This is a genomic window from Pseudomonas sp. C6002 (assembly GCF_013385805.1).
GTDB lineage: Bacteria > Pseudomonadota > Gammaproteobacteria > Pseudomonadales > Pseudomonadaceae > Aquipseudomonas.
Map to the genome: position 1 here is coordinate 12839 of NZ_JACAPH010000029.1, position 16838 is coordinate 29676.

General features: G+C 61.5%; 16 protein-coding genes. 6 read left to right on the top strand and 10 right to left on the bottom strand.

Annotation, left to right across the window (positions count from 1 at the left end; all coding sequences use genetic code 11):
- Window positions 1–99 precede the first annotated feature (99 nt).
- From HX817_RS18725 to HX817_RS18740, 4 genes are all read right to left on the bottom strand, one after another.
- Window positions 100–720 carry a heme acquisition protein HasA gene (locus tag HX817_RS18725; RefSeq protein WP_003215551.1) on the bottom strand — a complete coding sequence of 207 codons (621 nt, stop codon included), beginning with the start codon at window positions 718–720 and terminating at the stop codon, window positions 100–102.
- A gap of 108 nt (window positions 721–828) precedes the next feature.
- Window positions 829–3579, bottom strand: a complete 2751-nt coding sequence (locus tag HX817_RS18730; RefSeq protein ID WP_102369949.1) for a TonB-dependent receptor — start codon at window positions 3577–3579, stop codon at window positions 829–831.
- A 134-nt stretch (window positions 3580–3713) separates the two neighbouring features.
- Window positions 3714–4703: a FecR family protein gene (locus tag HX817_RS18735; protein ID WP_177040847.1), complete on the bottom strand. Its 990-nt coding sequence runs from the start codon at window positions 4701–4703 to the stop codon at window positions 3714–3716.
- Window positions 4704–4766: 63 nt separating this feature from the next.
- Window positions 4767–5288, bottom strand: a complete 522-nt coding sequence (locus HX817_RS18740; protein WP_003215543.1) for an RNA polymerase sigma factor — start codon at window positions 5286–5288, stop codon at window positions 4767–4769.
- Between the two features lie 205 nt (window positions 5289–5493).
- Here HX817_RS18740 and aroQ point away from each other — a divergent pair, with 205 nt between their 5' ends.
- Window positions 5494–5934, top strand: a complete 441-nt coding sequence (gene aroQ / locus HX817_RS18745) for a type II 3-dehydroquinate dehydratase (RefSeq protein WP_087693554.1) — start codon at window positions 5494–5496, stop codon at window positions 5932–5934.
- Window positions 5931–6797, top strand: a complete 867-nt coding sequence (locus HX817_RS18750) for a shikimate dehydrogenase (RefSeq protein WP_177040849.1) — start codon at window positions 5931–5933, stop codon at window positions 6795–6797. Before aroQ ends, HX817_RS18750 begins: the two co-directional genes overlap by 4 nt.
- 122 nt (window positions 6798–6919) lie before the next feature.
- Here the strand turns inward: HX817_RS18750 and HX817_RS18755 are convergent, their stop codons facing one another.
- Window positions 6920–7585, bottom strand: a complete 666-nt coding sequence (locus HX817_RS18755) for a TetR/AcrR family transcriptional regulator (protein ID WP_003215538.1) — start codon at window positions 7583–7585, stop codon at window positions 6920–6922.
- Window positions 7586–7656: 71 nt separating this feature from the next.
- Window positions 7657–9555 (bottom strand): 3-dehydroshikimate dehydratase QuiC, encoded by a 1899-nt coding sequence (gene quiC, locus HX817_RS18760; protein ID WP_177040851.1) that lies wholly within the window; start codon window positions 9553–9555, stop codon window positions 7657–7659.
- A 254-nt stretch (window positions 9556–9809) separates the two neighbouring features.
- On the opposite strand from quiC, the gene HX817_RS18765 reads away from it, so the two are divergent.
- Window positions 9810–11144 (top strand): MFS transporter, encoded by a 1335-nt coding sequence (locus tag HX817_RS18765; protein WP_003215533.1) that lies wholly within the window; start codon window positions 9810–9812, stop codon window positions 11142–11144.
- A gap of 5 nt (window positions 11145–11149) precedes the next feature.
- Here the strand turns inward: HX817_RS18765 and HX817_RS18770 are convergent, their stop codons facing one another.
- A complete protein-coding gene (locus tag HX817_RS18770) occupies window positions 11150–12028 on the bottom strand; it encodes a DMT family transporter (RefSeq protein WP_177040853.1) in 879 nt (292 codons plus the stop codon).
- A gap of 186 nt (window positions 12029–12214) precedes the next feature.
- On the opposite strand from HX817_RS18770, the gene HX817_RS18775 reads away from it, so the two are divergent.
- The 3 genes from HX817_RS18775 (at window position 12215) to HX817_RS18785 (ending at window position 14621) form a co-directional block, all read left to right on the top strand.
- On the top strand, window positions 12215–12631 hold the full coding sequence (locus HX817_RS18775) for a hypothetical protein (RefSeq protein ID WP_008436613.1): 417 nt from the start codon (window positions 12215–12217) through the stop codon (window positions 12629–12631).
- Between the two features lie 115 nt (window positions 12632–12746).
- Entirely contained in the window at window positions 12747–13643 is an 897-nt protein-coding gene (locus HX817_RS18780) for a neutral zinc metallopeptidase (protein WP_177040855.1), read from the top strand.
- Window positions 13644–14621 (top strand): hypothetical protein, encoded by a 978-nt coding sequence (locus HX817_RS18785; protein ID WP_003215523.1) that lies wholly within the window; start codon window positions 13644–13646, stop codon window positions 14619–14621.
- A 134-nt stretch (window positions 14622–14755) separates the two neighbouring features.
- On the opposite strand, the gene HX817_RS18790 is transcribed toward HX817_RS18785, so the two are convergent.
- The 3 genes from HX817_RS18790 to HX817_RS18800 are packed head-to-tail and all read right to left on the bottom strand — an operon-like array spanning window position 14756 to window position 16820.
- Window positions 14756–15343 (bottom strand): HAD family hydrolase, encoded by a 588-nt coding sequence (locus HX817_RS18790; protein ID WP_177040858.1) that lies wholly within the window; start codon window positions 15341–15343, stop codon window positions 14756–14758.
- On the bottom strand, window positions 15340–16209 hold the full coding sequence (gene tesB, locus HX817_RS18795; protein WP_003215520.1) for an acyl-CoA thioesterase II: 870 nt from the start codon (window positions 16207–16209) through the stop codon (window positions 15340–15342). The genes HX817_RS18790 and tesB overlap by 4 nt, the downstream gene beginning before the upstream one ends.
- Before the next feature lie 41 nt (window positions 16210–16250).
- Entirely contained in the window at window positions 16251–16820 is a 570-nt protein-coding gene (locus HX817_RS18800) for a GNAT family N-acetyltransferase (protein WP_134327353.1), read from the bottom strand.
- Between the last annotated feature and the right edge of the window lie 18 nt (window positions 16821–16838).

Genomic DNA, 16838 nt, shown 5'->3' on the forward strand with positions numbered 1-16838 from the left:
CCGCCGTCGCCCTGGCCTTCGAAACTCACGGCGACGACGGGGTTTACGCAGCGAATGGGAGAGCGATCTTCCATTCGCTTTTTTCATTGCGCAGCCACATCAGGCAGCGAGTGCCCAGTCCTGTGCAACGTCCTGCACGCCTACCAGGGCGACGTCGGTGGTGGTTGCCGTAGCGTGTGCTGCCAGGCCGGCCGAGATCTCGTCGAAGGTGTTGGCGGTGGACAGGCCGAAGTCGTCCAGCAGGTTGTTGAGCACGGTTTCCAGTGCCGAGGTGTTGCCTTGCATCAGGCTGTAGATCACGTTCTGAACGTCATTGCCGACGCGGCCTGCACCTTGTGCCGCGCTCAAGTCGAGGCCGTTGAAAGCCACTTTGAACGCATCGAGGGTGAAGTCGCTGCCATTGCCGCCGCCCAGGCCGGTGCCCAGTTGAACGTTATCCAGGTTGCCCCACAGGTAGTGGTTTTCGTTGTGGCTGGCTGGCAGCGCCGGGTTGAATACGTAGTGCAGGCCGTTGCTGGTGTTGCTGTCGGCAATGAAGGCGTAGTCGGAATTGTTGGCGCCGTGGGTCGAATACTGGTCGCCGCTCAGGGAGCCGTTGCTGAAGCCGCCGGTGTTGCTGCTGCCGTGACCCGCAGTGTTGAACCCCAGTGCCCAGTCGGTCAGGTAGTCCGAGACGGAGTAAGCACCGAGCGCAGCTTCGTAACTAACAGAAATAGTCATCACTTAACCTCGTTATAAACAACACGATTGATCAGCACGCTCATACAGCGCACTTTTTGCCCACCCTTGGGCAAAACCGTTGGTTGATAAAGTGCCGTGGCACCTTGATCAGAACTTGTATTCGAGCATCCCGCTCAACGTTCGCCCGCGCGCCAGGCTCAGGTTATTGGCGTCCCCCATGGCAACGAAGTAGGCCTCATCGGTGGCGTTTTCCAGCGCCAGGGCGATGTTCAATTGGTCGGTCATCCAGTAGCTGGCGTACAGGTCATAGAGGGTGTACTGGGGCCATAGCGCCTGGTCGATGAAGTCATAACCTTGTGAGTCGAGGTTCTCGCCATTGCCTGAGCTGTAGCGCACGCGGACGCCCATATCGAGTCGCTTTTCCAGGAAGCGCGCGCCCAGGGTCAGCGAGCCGCGATCAGCCGGCATATAGGTGGCGTTGCCCATGATCCGGCCACAGCTTTCCTTGTTGTTGGCGACATCGTCGTCCAGCACCTCATACGTGGTCACCGGGCGCAGGCCGGTCGTGCCGTTTGGCCGGGTGTAGCGTTCATAGCGTGTGGTGGACGGCCCGTTCTTCTTCGCCCCGCCCATGTAATAGTTCTTCGAGCAGAACTCATTACTGCCGATCATGTGGGTGTAACTAAGGTTGGCGTACGCCCGCCCCATGTCGTAGTTGAGCTGGTACTCCACCCCCCGAAAGCGCGTGGGGTTGGTGTTATTGACGTACGCCATCGTGCCGAGAAAACCGCCGACGGAGGTCTCCGGCAAACTGACGCTGTGATTGAGGAAAGAGAAGTTCTCGATCCGGGTATCGAAGTAAGCCACCTTCATGCCCAGGCGGTCGTCACCGAACAGCAGTCCCTCTTTGAATACGTTCACGCCCATTTCCCAGTCCCGCGACTCTTCGGGTTTCAGGAACGGGTTGGGAAACACCCGCTCTGATGAGCTGCCACCGTGAGGACGCCCGGTCATGAAGGTTTCCGTTACCGCCGGCGGGCGCCAGCCCTTGCCCCAGCGGGCGTAGAGTTGCATCCAGTCCAGCCCCGGCTTTATGCCGATACCGAACGTGGGAGAGAACTGGCCCTCTTCTCTATCAATGTCGAACACTTCCTCGACACGCTTGGCACCTACCGTGCTGCTGTAGAACCGATCGCGCCGGTACAGCGTCATCCCGGTGACCCCTTCCAGCCGATAGCGGTCGTACCGCAAGCCCGCATCCAGCGTCAGCCAGTCGCCATATTCGTACTGCAGGTTGTTGAACAGGCTGGCGATGGTGCGTTTGCCACCGGGCGTCCCGCCTTCAACGTAAGGCAACAGGCCGGAAAGGTTGGTGGCCTCGACCTTGTTGGTACTGGGCTTGAACTTGTCTTGATACACCTCCACGCCGTAGTTCCAACTCACATGCCCCAACGCATCGAAGTCGAACCGCGATGTGTTGTCGCCCTGTACACCCCAGGTATCGGTCTGAAAATGATCCGTGTAGCCCGCCACATAGTTGCCGGAGGTCAGCGACGCGGTGTTGGGCGCATTGTCCCGGTCCATCTGTGTGGTGACGTAGTAGACCTTGGCCTTGAAATCGATCAGCGGGTTATCCGGCGTGTAGCGATAATCCAGTCCGACGTTCCTGGCATTGAGGTTGTTCTTGCTGACGCGCTGGTAGTACACGCTCTGGTTATCCGGGGCGGTGTAGGCCCACGCGTCATTGCTGTCGCTGTCACTTTCCAGGTAGCTCAGTTGCACCCGTTGGTCATTGGGCAGGTTCAGGCCGAACTTGACGATTTGCGAGCGGGTCACGCTGCCGGTGTCACCGACCTCACTGTTCAGCCAATCGTCGAAGGCCGCAGGCTGGGAGTCACGAGCGCGCAAATGAGTGCCCAGTTTCTGGTCGTTGTGGGTACCGGCGCGGTAGTCGCCAAAATGCCGTTCGCTGTACCCCAGCAGCACGTCGCCGCGCTCGTCGCCAAAGGCAAACACACCGCTGCCGTTGAAATAGGTGCCGTTACCCAGTTCACCAATCCCGCTACCGGCACGCAGACGCCCGCCATAGTCCTTGCCATCGGCCAGGAACTCACTGGCCTCCAGGGTCTTGAAGGATGCAATCCCGCCCAACACGGCAGCACCGCCCTGCCCGGACTGGCTGCCCTTGTCGATTTCGATGCTGGAGATGAATTCCGGGTCGATCAACATCGTGCCGTTGCGCTGCTGGTGGCCGTTGACGTTGAAGTTCTGGCGCATGCCGTCGATGTTCATGTTGACCCGGCCGTAGTCCTGCACGCCGCGGATGTTCACCGACAGGCCCGGGTCACGCTGGTTGACGGCGGTGTACACGCCGGCGGTTTCTTCGAGCATGTCGGCGGCGTGGCGTGGTGGGCGTTTGTCGATCTGCTCGCGACTGATCACGGCCACCGAGCGCGGTGTGTCGTACACCCAGTCGCTTGGCTTGCCGTTGGTGTTGCCGGTGATGGTGGTGGTGCCCACGGTCAGCGCACCGTCATGGTCGGCGCCGACGCGAGTCAGCGTCACCTGCCGGTCCCCGGTAAAGCGGTATTCCACCGGTGCACTGCCCACCAATCGGCCGAGGCCTTCCTGGGCGCTGTAACGGCCCTTGAGCGCGGTGCTGGTGAGGCCTTGCAGGCGCGCGCTGTCGAACAACACTTGCAACCCGGCCTGATCAGCGAACGTCAGTACGGCAAGGCCCAAGGGTTGCGCCGCAATATCAAACGTCAACGTGACAGGCTGTGATTCACCGACTGGCGCCTCGGCGGCCTGCACCTGGCAGGCGGAGGCTAACAGCCCCAGGTGGATGGCAAGGGCCAACCGGCTACCGGTGTTGCGCCCCTTGGTGATTGCAGACATCGACGTTATCCCTTCGCTGACCATTCTTGTTTATGCGAATACTTCTCACTTAACAGGACGTGTCAGGCGTCGGAACTCAGTAAGGTTTTTTTGAAAGTTTTTTCAAAGGGCGTAAACGGGGCCCGGCGACCCCATCAATAGATCAGGCTCAGCCCCGCCAGATCAAAGCGCTGCACCTGTAATTCTTCGGTCAGGGTGCCGAGGGCCGTGTCGAGCATATCGAGGCGGAACACGCCGCTGACTTCACGGGTGCCGAGGTCGGCATTGGTCAGCACCACCTTGCCCGGCCGGTAGCGGTTGAGCTGCTCGATGACCTTGGCCAGCGGCAAGCGGTCGAAGATCAGCACACCGCGACGCCAACTGGTGGCGCGCTCCAGGTCGAAGTCGTCGAGGGCGACCACGCCGTTCTCCGGGCTGTAGCGCGCAGCCTGGCCTTCCTTGAGCACCGTTTCTTTCTGCGGCAGCGCCTGCAGCGTGACGGCCACACTGTGTTGCAACACCCCGACCCAGGCCTGCCGGTCGTCCTCACGCTCGACCACAAACCGCGTGCCCAAGGCACGGGTTTGCCCGCTGGCGCTGTGCACCACGAACGGCCTTTTTTCCTCACCGGCCATGGGCGCCACATCAAAGATGGCCGAGCCTTTGATCAGGCTGATGCGCCGCTGCACACCGTCAAAATCCAGCTTGATCGCACTCGCAGAATCCAGTTGCACGCTGCTGCCGTCCGCCAGGTGCACGGTGCGCACTTCGCCTTTTTGGGTGAGGTAATCGGCCTGCATCTGCAGCAGCGCCTCAGGCCCGCGCACCCAGCCGACGCCCGCCACTACCAGCAACAGCGCAACACTCGCCGCCATGCGCCACGGCCTGCGCCGACGAAGGCCGCGCACCGGCGCAGCGGTAGCGGGCGGCCGCTGGCGATGCACCGTCTCATCGCGATGCACCTCGCCCAGCGCCGCCCACGTCTGCTCGGCAAAACGCAGCGCCGCTTCATGGCGGCTGTCTCTGGCGATCCATTGGCGCAGCTCGGCCTGCTCCTGATCGGTCAGGGCGCCGGCGTGCAGGCGCACCGCCCAATCGGCAGCCGCCTCGGTAATGCTGTGCTGTTGCGGACCCGGGCTATTCACGTGTGAATCTCGAATTTTTCGTTATATAACGCTGTGACGTCTGACCCCAGGTTTGTCGGTAATTCATTCGTCGGACGGCCCCGCCTCACCTTCCTGCAAACGCTGCATGACATACGCCAGCGCCTTGGCCAGGTGCTTTTGCACTGAGCTGTCGGAAATGCCCAGGTGGCGCGCGACCTGGGCATGGGTCATGCCCTCGATCCGGTTGAGGCGGAAAATCTGCCGGGTACGCTCCGGCAATTCCGCCAGTGCCTGCTTCAATGCCTGCCGCTGTTGCTGCGCCATCGCCTGAGCCTCCAACCCGGCCATTTCATCTTCAATCTCGGCCAGCGCCTCATGGGGCACGGAGTCGGTCTTGCGCCGTGCCTCCTGGCGGATATGGTCGATCAGCAGATTGCCGGCCGTGCGATAGAGATAGCCCTGGGAGTTGTCGATGCGCTCGCCGGCCGGCTTTTGCGCCAGGCGCAGGAAACTCTCCTGCACCAGGTCTGCGGCCAACTGCGGGTCCCGTACCTTGCGTGCGAGATACCCGCGCAGGGTATCGGCGTGCTTGAGAAACAGGCCTTTGAGATCCACGTCCGACAAACCGACTCCCTGGAATGTTAAGGAAACAGGCGGGCATCTTAAGCGTTGTCGAGAATGATTTTCAATTGATATCAACTCTGATCCACACAACGGTGGTTTTCATTCTGCGTTCGGTAATCGAACGGTTCCCACCCACGCGATTGACCAAATTAACCATTCAGTACATTTTATCGACATACATAAAAACAACAGTGGAGAACCCTCTATGCCGCCCATCGTGCTGGTGCTCAACGGCCCCAACCTCAACCTGCTCGGCACTCGCGAGCCCGCCACTTATGGCCATGAAACCCTGGCCGACCTTGCTGCCCTGTGTGGCCGCAGCGCCGAGCAACTGGGCCTGAAAGTCGAATTCCGCCAGACCAACCACGAAGGCGAATTGCTGGACTGGATCCACGGCGCCCGCGCCCGTTGCGCCGGCATCGTGATCAACCCGGCAGCCTGGACCCACACTTCGGTGGCGATCCGCGACGCGCTGGTGGCCAGTGAAGTACCGGTGATCGAAGTGCATTTGTCCAACGTGCATGCCCGGGAAGCGTTCCGTCATCACTCGTTCGTGTCGCCGATTGCCAAGGCGGTGCTGGCCGGGTTTGGCAGCCACGGTTATCACCTCGCCCTCGAACATTTCAGCAAGACCTTGAAGGGATGAGCGCGGTGTCCAAACGTCGAATTCTGGCCGGCCTGATAGGCGCCGGCATCCAGGCTTCCCGCACCCCTGCCCTGCATGAGCATGAAGGCGATGCCCAGGGCCTGCGTTACCTCTATCGCCTGATCGACCTCGACCGGCTACAGGTGGATACCCGCGCCCTGCCCGACCTGTTGATGGCGGCCGAACAGATGAACTTCACCGGTTTGAACATCACCTACCCGTGCAAGCAGGCGATCCTGCCGCTGCTGGACGAACTGTCGCCCGAAGCGCGGGGCATCGGCGCGGTGAACACCGTGGTGCTTTGCGACGGTAAACGCATCGGCCACAACACCGACTGCCTGGGCTTTGCCGAAGGCTTTCGCCGGGGCTTGAGTGATGTGGCTCGCAAGTTCGTGGTGCAGATGGGCGCGGGCGGCGCCGGGGCGGCAGTCGCCCATGCGCTGCTGGGTGAAGGCGTGGAACGCTTGAGTATTTTCGACATGGACGCCGAACGTGCCCGCAGCCTGGCGGACAACCTCAACCAGCATTTTGGTACAGGCCGGGCCCAGGCCGGCAATGACCTGGAAAGCGCCATGGCCGAGGCCGATGGCCTGGTGAATACCACGCCGATGGGCATGGCCAAGCTGCCGGGCATGCCGGTGCCGTTGGGCACCTTGCGCGCCGACTTGTGGGTAGCGGAGATCGTGTACTTCCCACTGGAAACCGAACTGCTGCGCAACGCCCGCGCCCTGGGTTGCCGCACCCTGGATGGCGGCAACATGGCGGTGTTTCAGGCGGTGAAGGCGTTTGAGTTGTTCACTGGCGAAGTGGCGGATGCAGAGCGCATGCTCGCGCACTTCCAGAGCATGACCACCCAACTGTAGAAACCGGATCAAAAATGTGGGAGCGGGCTTGCTCGCGAATGCGGAGTGTCAGCCACCGGATGTTTTACTGACCCACCGCATTCGCGAGCAAGCCCGCTCCCACATTTTGCTCGGTGTTGAACTCAAGCCTGCAGGTAGCGCAACACCGACTCGCAGATCATCGCCCGATGCCGCTGCTTGACCGCCTCATCCGACAACTCGATCTGAAAGATCTCGCTGAAGGTGTGGCGGTTCGACACCCGGTAGAAGCTGAACGAGTTGATCAGCAGGTGCACGTCCAGCGGCTCCAGCCCTTCCCGGAACAACCCCAACTCGGCGCCCCGGCGCAACGTGGTGCCAAGGGCTTCGAGGATGTTGCTGTTCATCGCCTTGATCGACGTCGACTGCTTTACATACTCGGCGTTGTGGATGTTCTCGATGCTCACGATGCGCACAAAATCCACGTTCTGATCGTGGTGATCAAAGGTGAATTCCACCAGCCGGCGGATCGCTTCCCGGGGCTCCAGGGCCGTCAGGTTCATCCGTGTCTCGGTGTTGCGAATGTCGCCGTAGAGTTTCTCCAGCACCTCGACGTAGAGCTGCTCCTTGCTGCCGAAGTAGTAATAGATCATGCGCTTGGAGGTCTGGATACGCTCCGCGATCGCGTCCACCCGGGCGCCGGAAAGGCCCTGGGTGACAAACTCGACGATGGCTTCCTGGAGAATGTTCTCGCGGGTCTTTTCCGGGTTGTTCTTGCGGCTCTTGCGCGGTGCGGTGGCCGCGGCGGGAAGCTCGGAGGTCAGGGTCATGGTGCGCTCACGGCCTTAGGTGCAGGCGCTGATTATGGGCCGCGCCGCACGCCGAAGGAAGCGCCGGCACCTTACAACCTGGCCTGGCGCACCGCACCGCTGCGGGACTTGGCCATGGCCGCCAGGCGCACCGCCACGTTGGCCGCACCGTAGCCGGCGTAACCGTTCTTGCGCTGGATGATCTCGAAGAAAAACCGGCCCTCGAACGGTTCGGTATAAACGTGAAACAGTTCACCGCCCTGGGCATCGCGGTCGTAGAGGACGTTGTAATACGCGAGCTGGCTGAGGAACTCGTCATCGAAATCAAACCGCGCCGCCAGGTCATCGTAATAGTTCAGCGGGATATCCAGCAGCGGCACGCCCGCATCCTTGGCCCGGCTGACCTCGGCGAAAATGTTTGCGCAGTCGAAGGCAATGTGGTGCACGCCCGAGCCGCGATAGCTCGACAGCGCGTGGGAAATCGCGGTGTTGCGGTTCTCGGAAATATTCAGCGGCAGGCGAATTGAGCTGCAACGGCTGCGCAGTGCCCGACTTTTCACCAGGCCATAGGGGTCCGGCAGCACCACTTCGTCGTCGGCTTCGAAATCCAGCAAGCTTTTGTAGAACAACACCCAACTGTCGAGGCTGTCGGCGGGCAAGGCCATGGCCATGTGGTCGATGCGCAGCAGGCCGCCGCTGGCGGCGTTCGCCGGTTGCAGGTTGAAGTCGGTGTCGTAGAGGCCGCCTTCGTGCTGGTCCACCAGGTAGATCAGGCTGCCATCCGGTGCGCGCACCGCTGCCAGCTCCAGCTCATTGGGGCCGACCAGCCCACGATACGGCTGGCCCTTGTAGGCCACCGCCCGCTCCAGGGCCTTGGCGCTGTCCTTTACCCGGATCGCCGTGGCGCACAACGACGGGCCGTGGGCCTCGAAGAAGTTATGGGCGAAGGAATAGGGTTCGCAATTGAGGATCAGGTTGATATCGCCCTGGCGCAACAGGCTGACGCTCTTGGATCGATGCTGCCCGGCCTTGACGAAGCCCAGGCGCTCCAGCCATGAAGTGAGCTTGGCGCCGAGGTTTTCATCCACGGCAAATTCGAGGAATTCAATGCCGTCGTATTCGCTGGCGGCCGGGGTTTCAAACAGGATCTCGGGGACCTGCGTCGCTTCTTGCTCCAATCGCTGGCGGGTTTTCTCTTCGAGGTACAGCAGCGAGCGCAGGCCGTCGGCGGCATTCGCCCGGGTCGGCGCGGCGCGGAAGCCGTCGTTGAAGATTTCCAGGGACAACGGCCCGGTGTAGCCGCTCTTGATGATGGGGGCGAGAAAGCCCGCCAGGTCGAACTCGCCCTGGCCTGGGAAGCAGCGGAAATGCCGGCTCCATTCCAGTACATCCATGGCGAGGATCGGTGCATCGGCCATCTGCACAAAGAAAATCTTGTCGCCGGGAATCTCGGCAATCGCACTCGGGTCGCCCTTGAGAGATAGGGTGTGGAAGCTGTCGAGCAACACGCCCAGGCTCGGATGATCGATCTTGCGCACCAGGTTCCACACCTGCTGCCAGGTGTTGACGTGCCGGCCCCAGGCCAGCGCTTCATAGCCGATGCGCAAGCCCCGGCGGCCAGCGTGTTCGGCCAGCAGGCTCAGGTCATCCAGCAGAATGCTTTCATCGCCCACGGAATCGGCTGACGCGTTACTGCACACCAGCACCAGGTCGGTGCCCAGCTCCTGCATCAAGTCGAACTTGCGCTCGGCCCGCTCCAGGTTGCGTGTCAGGCGGTCGCGGCGGCAGCCCTCAAAGTCCCGGAACGGCTGGAACAAGGTGATGGCAATGCCGAGGTCGGCGCACATTTGCCTAACTTCACGCGGACTGCCGTCGTAATACAGCAGATCGTTTTCGAAGATTTCCACGCCATCAAACCCGGCAGCCGCGATGGCTTCGAGTTTTTCCGGCAAGGTTCCGCTCAAGGAAACGGTGGCGATGGAGCGTTGCATGGGGCGACTCCCGGCATTGAGGCATGTCTTGTTTACGGCAAATTATTGGCCGCCAGGTTCATCACAGCAATTGAAATGTACGAACCGGTTAGTTTTATGGGCGATTATCGAACAGAATGGCAATCGGCGAATTGACGATTTTTTAGCCGCTGCGCACCATCGACAGCACATTGAGCCCCGCTTCCATTGAGCGGCCTCGGTTAACCAAGACCCTGAACACACCATAAAAATTTCAAAAAAACGGGTACTTCCTCATGCCTTCGCAAAATCCCGCCGTGGCCGTGGGCCACAGCAATCCCCATAGCGGCATCGGTGACAAAATCCGTGGCGCCATGGCTGTCGGTAAAACCCGCTGGGGCATGCTGGCCCTGGTGTTTTTTGCCACCACCCTGAACTACATCGACCGCGCCGCCCTCGGCGTGATGCAACCGATCCTGGCCAAGGAAATGAGCTGGACGGCGATGGACTACGCCAACATCAACTTCTGGTTCCAGGTGGGTTACGCCATCGGCTTTGTGCTGCAAGGCCGGTTGATCGACCGGGTCGGCGTCAAGCGCGTGTTCTTCTGCGCGGTGCTGCTGTGGAGCCTGGCCACTGGCGCCCACGGCCTGGCCACCTCGGCGGTGGGTTTTATGGTCTGCCGGTTCATTCTCGGGCTGACCGAAGCCGCCAACTACCCGGCCTGCGTCAAGACCACCCGCCTGTGGTTCCCCGCTGGCGAGCGTGCCGTGGCCACCGGGATCTTCAACGCCGGCACCAACGTCGGCGCGATGATGACGCCGATGCTGCTGCCGCTGATCCTCCACGTGTGGGGCTGGCAGGCGGCGTTCCTGTGCATGTCGGCACTGGGCGGGATCTGGCTGGTGCTCTGGGGCTTGAAGTACTACAACCCGGAAGACCATCCAAGCGTGAAGCAATCGGAACTGGACTACGTGCAACAGGAAGTCGAACCGGAACAACCCCGCGTACCGTTCAGCCGGATCCTGCGGATGCGCGGCACCTGGGCCTTCGCCCTCGCCTACTCGATGACCGCGCCGGTGTTCTGGTTCTACCTGTACTGGCTGCCGCCGTTCCTGAATCAGCAATACAACCTGGGCATCAACGTGACCCAGATGGGCATCCCGCTGATCATCATTTACCTGACGGCGGACTTCGGCAGCATCGGCGGCGGGATCCTGTCTTCGTTCCTGATCGGACGCGGGATGAACCCGATCAAGGCGCGGCTGCTGTCGATGTTGCTGTTTGCCTGCTGCATCGTCGGAGTGATCATGGCCGCCGGCTCCAGCCACCTGTGGGTCGCGGTGTTTGCGATTTCCCTGGCCATCGGCGCGCACCAGGCCTGGACCGCCAACATCTGGAGCCTGGTGATGGACTACACGCCCAAGCACATGATGAGTACGGTGTTTGGTTTTGGCGGCATGTGCGCGGCCATCGGCGGGATGTTCATGACCCAGATCGTCGGCCATATCCTGACCGTGACCAACAACAACTACACCGTGCTGTTCACCCTGATTCCGGCGATGTACTTCATCGCGCTGATCTGGATGTACTTCATGGCGCCGCGCAAGATTCCGACCGTCGAGGTCTGAGTTTCCTACCTGCGCCGCTGCTGCCAGGCAGCGGCCAACCCGCTCAGGCAAATCACCCCGATCCCGACCACGGTGGTCAGGTCCGGGGTGTGGCTGAACACCAGCCAGCCCAACAACCCCGCAAACACGATCTGGCAATAGCCGAACGGCGCCAGCAGGGCCGGCGCTGCGAAGCGGAAGGCCTGGGTCAGCATCAAGTGTGCGGTCATCCCGCAAGTGCCCAGCGCCAGCATCAGCACCCCGTGCCACAGGCTCGGCACCTGCCAGAAGAACGGCACCAAGGCGCTCATCACCAAGGTATTGCACAACCCGGCGAAGAAGTTGCTGGTGGTGGGGGTGTCGTACTTGCTGAGGATGCGGGTGAGCAGTTGGTAGAAGCAGAAGAACAACGCCGACGTCAGCGGCAACAACACCGCGGGGGTGAACAGCTCACCGCCCGGGTGCACAATGATCAGCACCCCGATAAACCCGCAAATCACCGCCAGCCATTGGCCGCGGGTCACGTGTTCGCCTAACAGCGGCACCGACAACGCGGTGACCAGGATCGGCGCAAGAAAGTTGACCGCCGTGGCTTCGGCCAACGGGATAAAGTGCAGCGCCGCTGTAAAGAACAGGCTGGTGCCCAGCAGGCACAACGCCCTCGCCACTTGCAGTAAAGGGCGTTTGCTGCGCAGTACCCGCAGGCCCGATTGCGGCAGGAAGATCCCGGCCATCAACAGCGTGTGCACCAGGTAGCGGGCCCACACCACCATCACGATCGGGTAGAACCCGGCCAGGTATTTCGACAGCGCGTCGTGGCTGGAAAACAGAAAGGTCGCCACCACAATCAGCAAAATGCCTTTGAGCGGGTGGTTGACGCCGGAAAGTGGGGTGCTGAGGGTCATTGCATTCTCTTGAGTGGCAGGCTGAAATGACCGCCGCATACCGCGGCATAATCTAGAACGGGTAAAGCGCCTCGCTCAAGAGCATAACCAAACACTGTTCGAACAGCGCACTAAATTGCGGTTTTCCAGTCCAACGCTTCACGCCGCCCCGCCCACTGCGCGTTTTTTAACCAAGGCTTTCTCACCATGAAAAAAACCCTGTTGATTCTTTCGACCCTGACGCTGCTCAGCGCCTGCGACAAGCAAGCCGAGACCGCCAAGGCGCCCGCCCCGCCGTCTGTCCAGGCAACGTTGGTACCGCAAGTGCTGCCCACCGACAAATGGGTCGGCAAGTGGATTGGCGTCGAAGGCCTGAACCTGACCATCGCCAAGGACGACAGCATCGGCCGCGGCCACTATGTACTGACCATGAAATACGGCCTGGATGACGACGATTCCGGCACCTTCAAGGGCCAGGCATCCGAAGACGGCATCACCTTTGAACGCCCGGACGGGCCGCAGATCCTGAGCGCTGGCGACGGCGAAGCCACTGGCCTGAAATGGCTGGCCGACAAGAAGGACTGCCTGATCGTCGACACCGGCGAAGGGTATTGCCGCGACTGACACAAGCTTCATACAGGTCGGACGACACAGCGTTTAGCATCGTCAGACAGCCGGACTGGCGCCAACCCTACACACCAACAACACTGAGCTGCAGGTTCACAAAGAGGATTGCCACATGCTATGGAAAAAAGGCCGACGCAGCGACAACGTGGTAGACGCCCGCGATGACAGCGGCGGCGGTGGCGGTGGCGGTGGCATGCGTTTTGGGGGCGGCAAGGGCCTGAGCCTGACGGCCATCGTGCTGATCGTCGGCATCGGCTGGCTGACCGGCCAGGACCCGATGCAGATCCTCGGGCAACTCAGCGGCCAGCTCACCGAGCAAGCGCCCTCCGTCAGCCCGCAAACCCGCCAGGCGCCGCCGGCCAATGATGAACAAGCCGACTTCGTGCGCGCCGTCCTCGGCGACACCGAAGACACCTGGGCCCAGGTGTTCCAGGAAAACGGCCTGACCTACAAGAACCCCAAACTGATCCTGTTCCGTGGCCGGGTGAACTCCGCCTGCGGTGGCGCCACGTCCGCCAGCGGGCCGTTCTATTGCCCGGCAGACCAACAGGTATACCTGGACCTGGATTTCTTCCGGGAAATGTCCCAGCGCTTCAAGGCCGCCGGCGACTTTGCCCAGGCCTACGTGATCGCTCATGAAGTCGGACATCACGTGCAGACGCTGCTGGGCATCTCGGCGAAGATTCAGGCAGCCCGCCAGCAAGGCCGGCAGATGCAAGGCGACGGCGGCCTGCTGGTGCGCCAGGAGCTGCAAGCCGACTGCTTCGCCGGGGTGTGGGCCAACCGCGCGCAAAAGCGCCTGAACTGGCTGGAGCCCGGCGACATTGAAGAAGCACTGAATGCGGCCAACGCGATTGGCGATGACCGCTTGCAGCAACAGGGCCAGGGCCGCGTGGTGCCTGACTCGTTTACCCACGGCACCTCGGCACAGCGGGTTCGCTGGTTCAAGACCGGCTTCGCCCAGGGCCAGATCACTCAATGCGACACCTTTACCGCCAAGAGCCTTTAAATGAATAAACGACTGGGTCTGCTGTTAGGTTTGTTGATCACCTGTTCCTCCTCCACCTGGGCTGCCGAACATGGCGTCAAGGTGGTCAGTCCCGATCGTTTTCACCTGGATGCCGGCGACCTGAGCGTCGGCTTGAGCCAGGACTGGCGCCAGCCGCTGCCTCAAGTTACCCGCGCGCTGATCATAGTGCATGGTCGCCTGCGCAACGCGATGACCTACCTGGACAGCGGCGAAAAAGCGGCCGAAGCCGCAGGACAAAACGCCAATACCTTGGTGATTGCGCCACAGTTCCTCAACCAGACCGACCTCAAGCGCAACCAGATCGACAGCCAGACCCTGCGCTGGAACAGTAACGACTGGATGGCCGGCGAGCCGTCCACAGGCCCGGGCCAGATCAGCTCCTACGGCGCGCTGGACCAGATCATCAAGCACCTGGGCAACCGCAAGCTGTTCCCGAACCTGAAGGAAATCGTGGTGGCCGGCCATTCCGGTGGCGGCCAAGTGGTGCAGCGTTTTGCGCTGACCGGGCATGATCACCCGCTGCTGCAAACCGAGGGCATCAGCCTGCGTTATGTGGTGGCCAACCCGTCGTCCTACGCGTACTTCAGCCCACAGCGTCCGGTGAAATTCGATGTTGCCAGTTGCCCGGGCTTCAACGACTGGAAGTACGGCATGCAAAACCTGCCGGCCTACGCCAAGGGGCAAAGTGCCGAGCAGCTGGAGCAGGCTTACGTTTCGCGTAATGTCACTTACTTGCTGGGCCAGCAGGACACCGACCCGAATCACCCGGCGCTGGACAAGAGCTGCGGCGCTGAAACCCAGGGCGCGTATCGCTTGATTCGCGGGCACAATTATTTTGACTACCTCAAGCAGCGGCACCCGCAGTTGGGCCACAAGCTGGTGGAAGTGCCGGGGGTTGGGCATAACGGGGACAAGATGTTTACGTCGCCTGAAGGGCAGAAAGTACTGTTCCAATAACCACTGAAGAAACCGGATCAAAAATGTGGGAGCGGGCTTGCTCGCGAATGCGGTGGATCAGTCAGCCTATGTATTGACTGACACACCGCATTCGCGAGCAAGCCCGCTCCCACATTGGATTTTCATCGACCGGACTAAATCATCCGGCGCAATACCGCGCAATCTTCAGCATGCCAATCCGCCAGATCCGGCCACGGGTTTTCCGGCAGATTGACCAGCACAGTCTTCGTCCCCGCCGCCCGCCCGCAATCCAGATCAAACCGGTAATCACCGACCATCACCATCTCTTGCGGCGCCACTTCCCACGCTCGCGCCAGCTTCAACAAACCACCCGGGTCAGGCTTGGGCGGCGCATCATCACGCCCCAACACATCCTCGGCTGCAAAGCAGTCCGCCAGGCCGATCGCCTGCAATGTCACATGGGCCAGCTCCCGCGCATTGCGCGTCAGGATGCCCAGGCGATAACCCCGCCCGGCCAATTCCCGCACCAACTCCACGGCACCGGTAGCGGCTACCGAACCCAGCGCCAGCTCACGCTCATGCGCGAGCAACCACGCATGCTTGGTCGCTGCTTCATCGGCGGGCAACGCCGCCAGGTGCGTAAGAATGTCGTCAGTCGCCGGAATATCCAGCGCCACGCGGATCGCCGCAAAATCATGCACGGCCACCGTCAGGGTGCCATCCATGTCGAACACCCAGTGCTTCACATCACTGAGGCTCATGCCCAATCCTTGCGATGACGAATCAAGCCTTCCTGGGTGACCGATGCCACCAGTTGCCCGGCGCGGTTGTACACGCTGCCCCGGGAGAACCCACGGGAATTGCCGGCCCATGGGCTGTCCATGGCGTAGAGCAACCAGTCATCGGCACGCAGGTCGGCGTGGAACCACAGCGCGTGGTCGAGGCTGGCGACTTGCATGTCTTTCTGCCACACGGTCTTGCCGTGGGGCAGCAGCGAGGTGGTCAGCAGGCCGAAGTCCGAAGCGTAGGCCAGCAGGTATTTGTGCAGCGCCGGCGAGTCGGCCAGGGCGCCGTCCGCACGAAACCACACGTATTTGACCGGGTCGGACGGCTGCGGGTTGTACGGGTCTTTCTCGGTCACCGGCCTTACTTCGATCGGCTTGGGGCACAGCAGCTTTTCGCGCATGTGCTCGGGAATCAGGTGCGCGCGCTGCTGGGTCAGCTCCAGCTCCGACGGCAGGTTCTCCGGGCCGACCACCACGGGCATGGTGGTCTGATGCTCGAAGCCTTCTTCGTCGTACTGGAACGAAGCGCTGCAGGTGAAGATCGGGTTGCCCTTCTGGATCGCCGTCACCCGGCGCGTGCTGAAACTGCCGCCATCGCGCACCCGGTCAACCGAATACACCACCGGCAACGCCGCATCGCCGGGGCGCAGGAAGTAACCGTGCAACGAATGCACATGCCGCGCCTCTTCAACGGTCTGGCTGGCTGCCGACAGCGACTGGCCGAGCACCTGGCCGCCGAACAGCTGGCGAAAGCCCAGGTCCTGGCTGCGGCCGCGAAAGAGGTTTTCCTCGATCGGTTCCAGGGTCAGCAGGTCCACCAGATCTTCCAACACTTGGCTCATAGAGCATCTCCTACAACAATCTATTGGGCATTCCGGGCTGCTTATCCGTGCAGCGTGTCCAACCATTGGGCGCGGGTGATGCGATACAACACATGATGCCGCAAGGGGTCATCGGCTGCGACCTTGGGGTGTTCAAAATCTGACAGGGGATCGTAATGCATACCGATGGCCTGCATGACTTTTTGTGATGGCAGATTGGCTTCAGTGGTAAACGAAACGATTTCGTCCAGCTTCAGCCGGTCGAAACCACAGCGCAGGGCAGTCCAGGCGGCTTCGCTGGCGTAACCCAGGCCCCAGTGTTCCCTGGCCAGGCGCCAGCCGATCTCCACCGCCGGAGTGAACGGGGCCTCGAAGCTCACATTCAGCAAGCCGGTGAGGCCGATGAATTCGCCGCTGTCCTTGCGCTGCAACGCCCACAGGCCAAAACCGTACTCGGCAAAATGGCCGCGAATACGCCCGATCAGCGCGGCACTTTCCAGGCGGCTCAAGGTGGCCGGGAAATACCGCATCACCTGCGGGTCGGCGCACATGCGCGCAAACTCCGGCAAGTCGGCATCGCTCCATTGGCGCAGCACCAGGCGTGCGCTTTCCAATTGCAGTATCGGCTCCATTGGTCCCCCTCCCTTGCC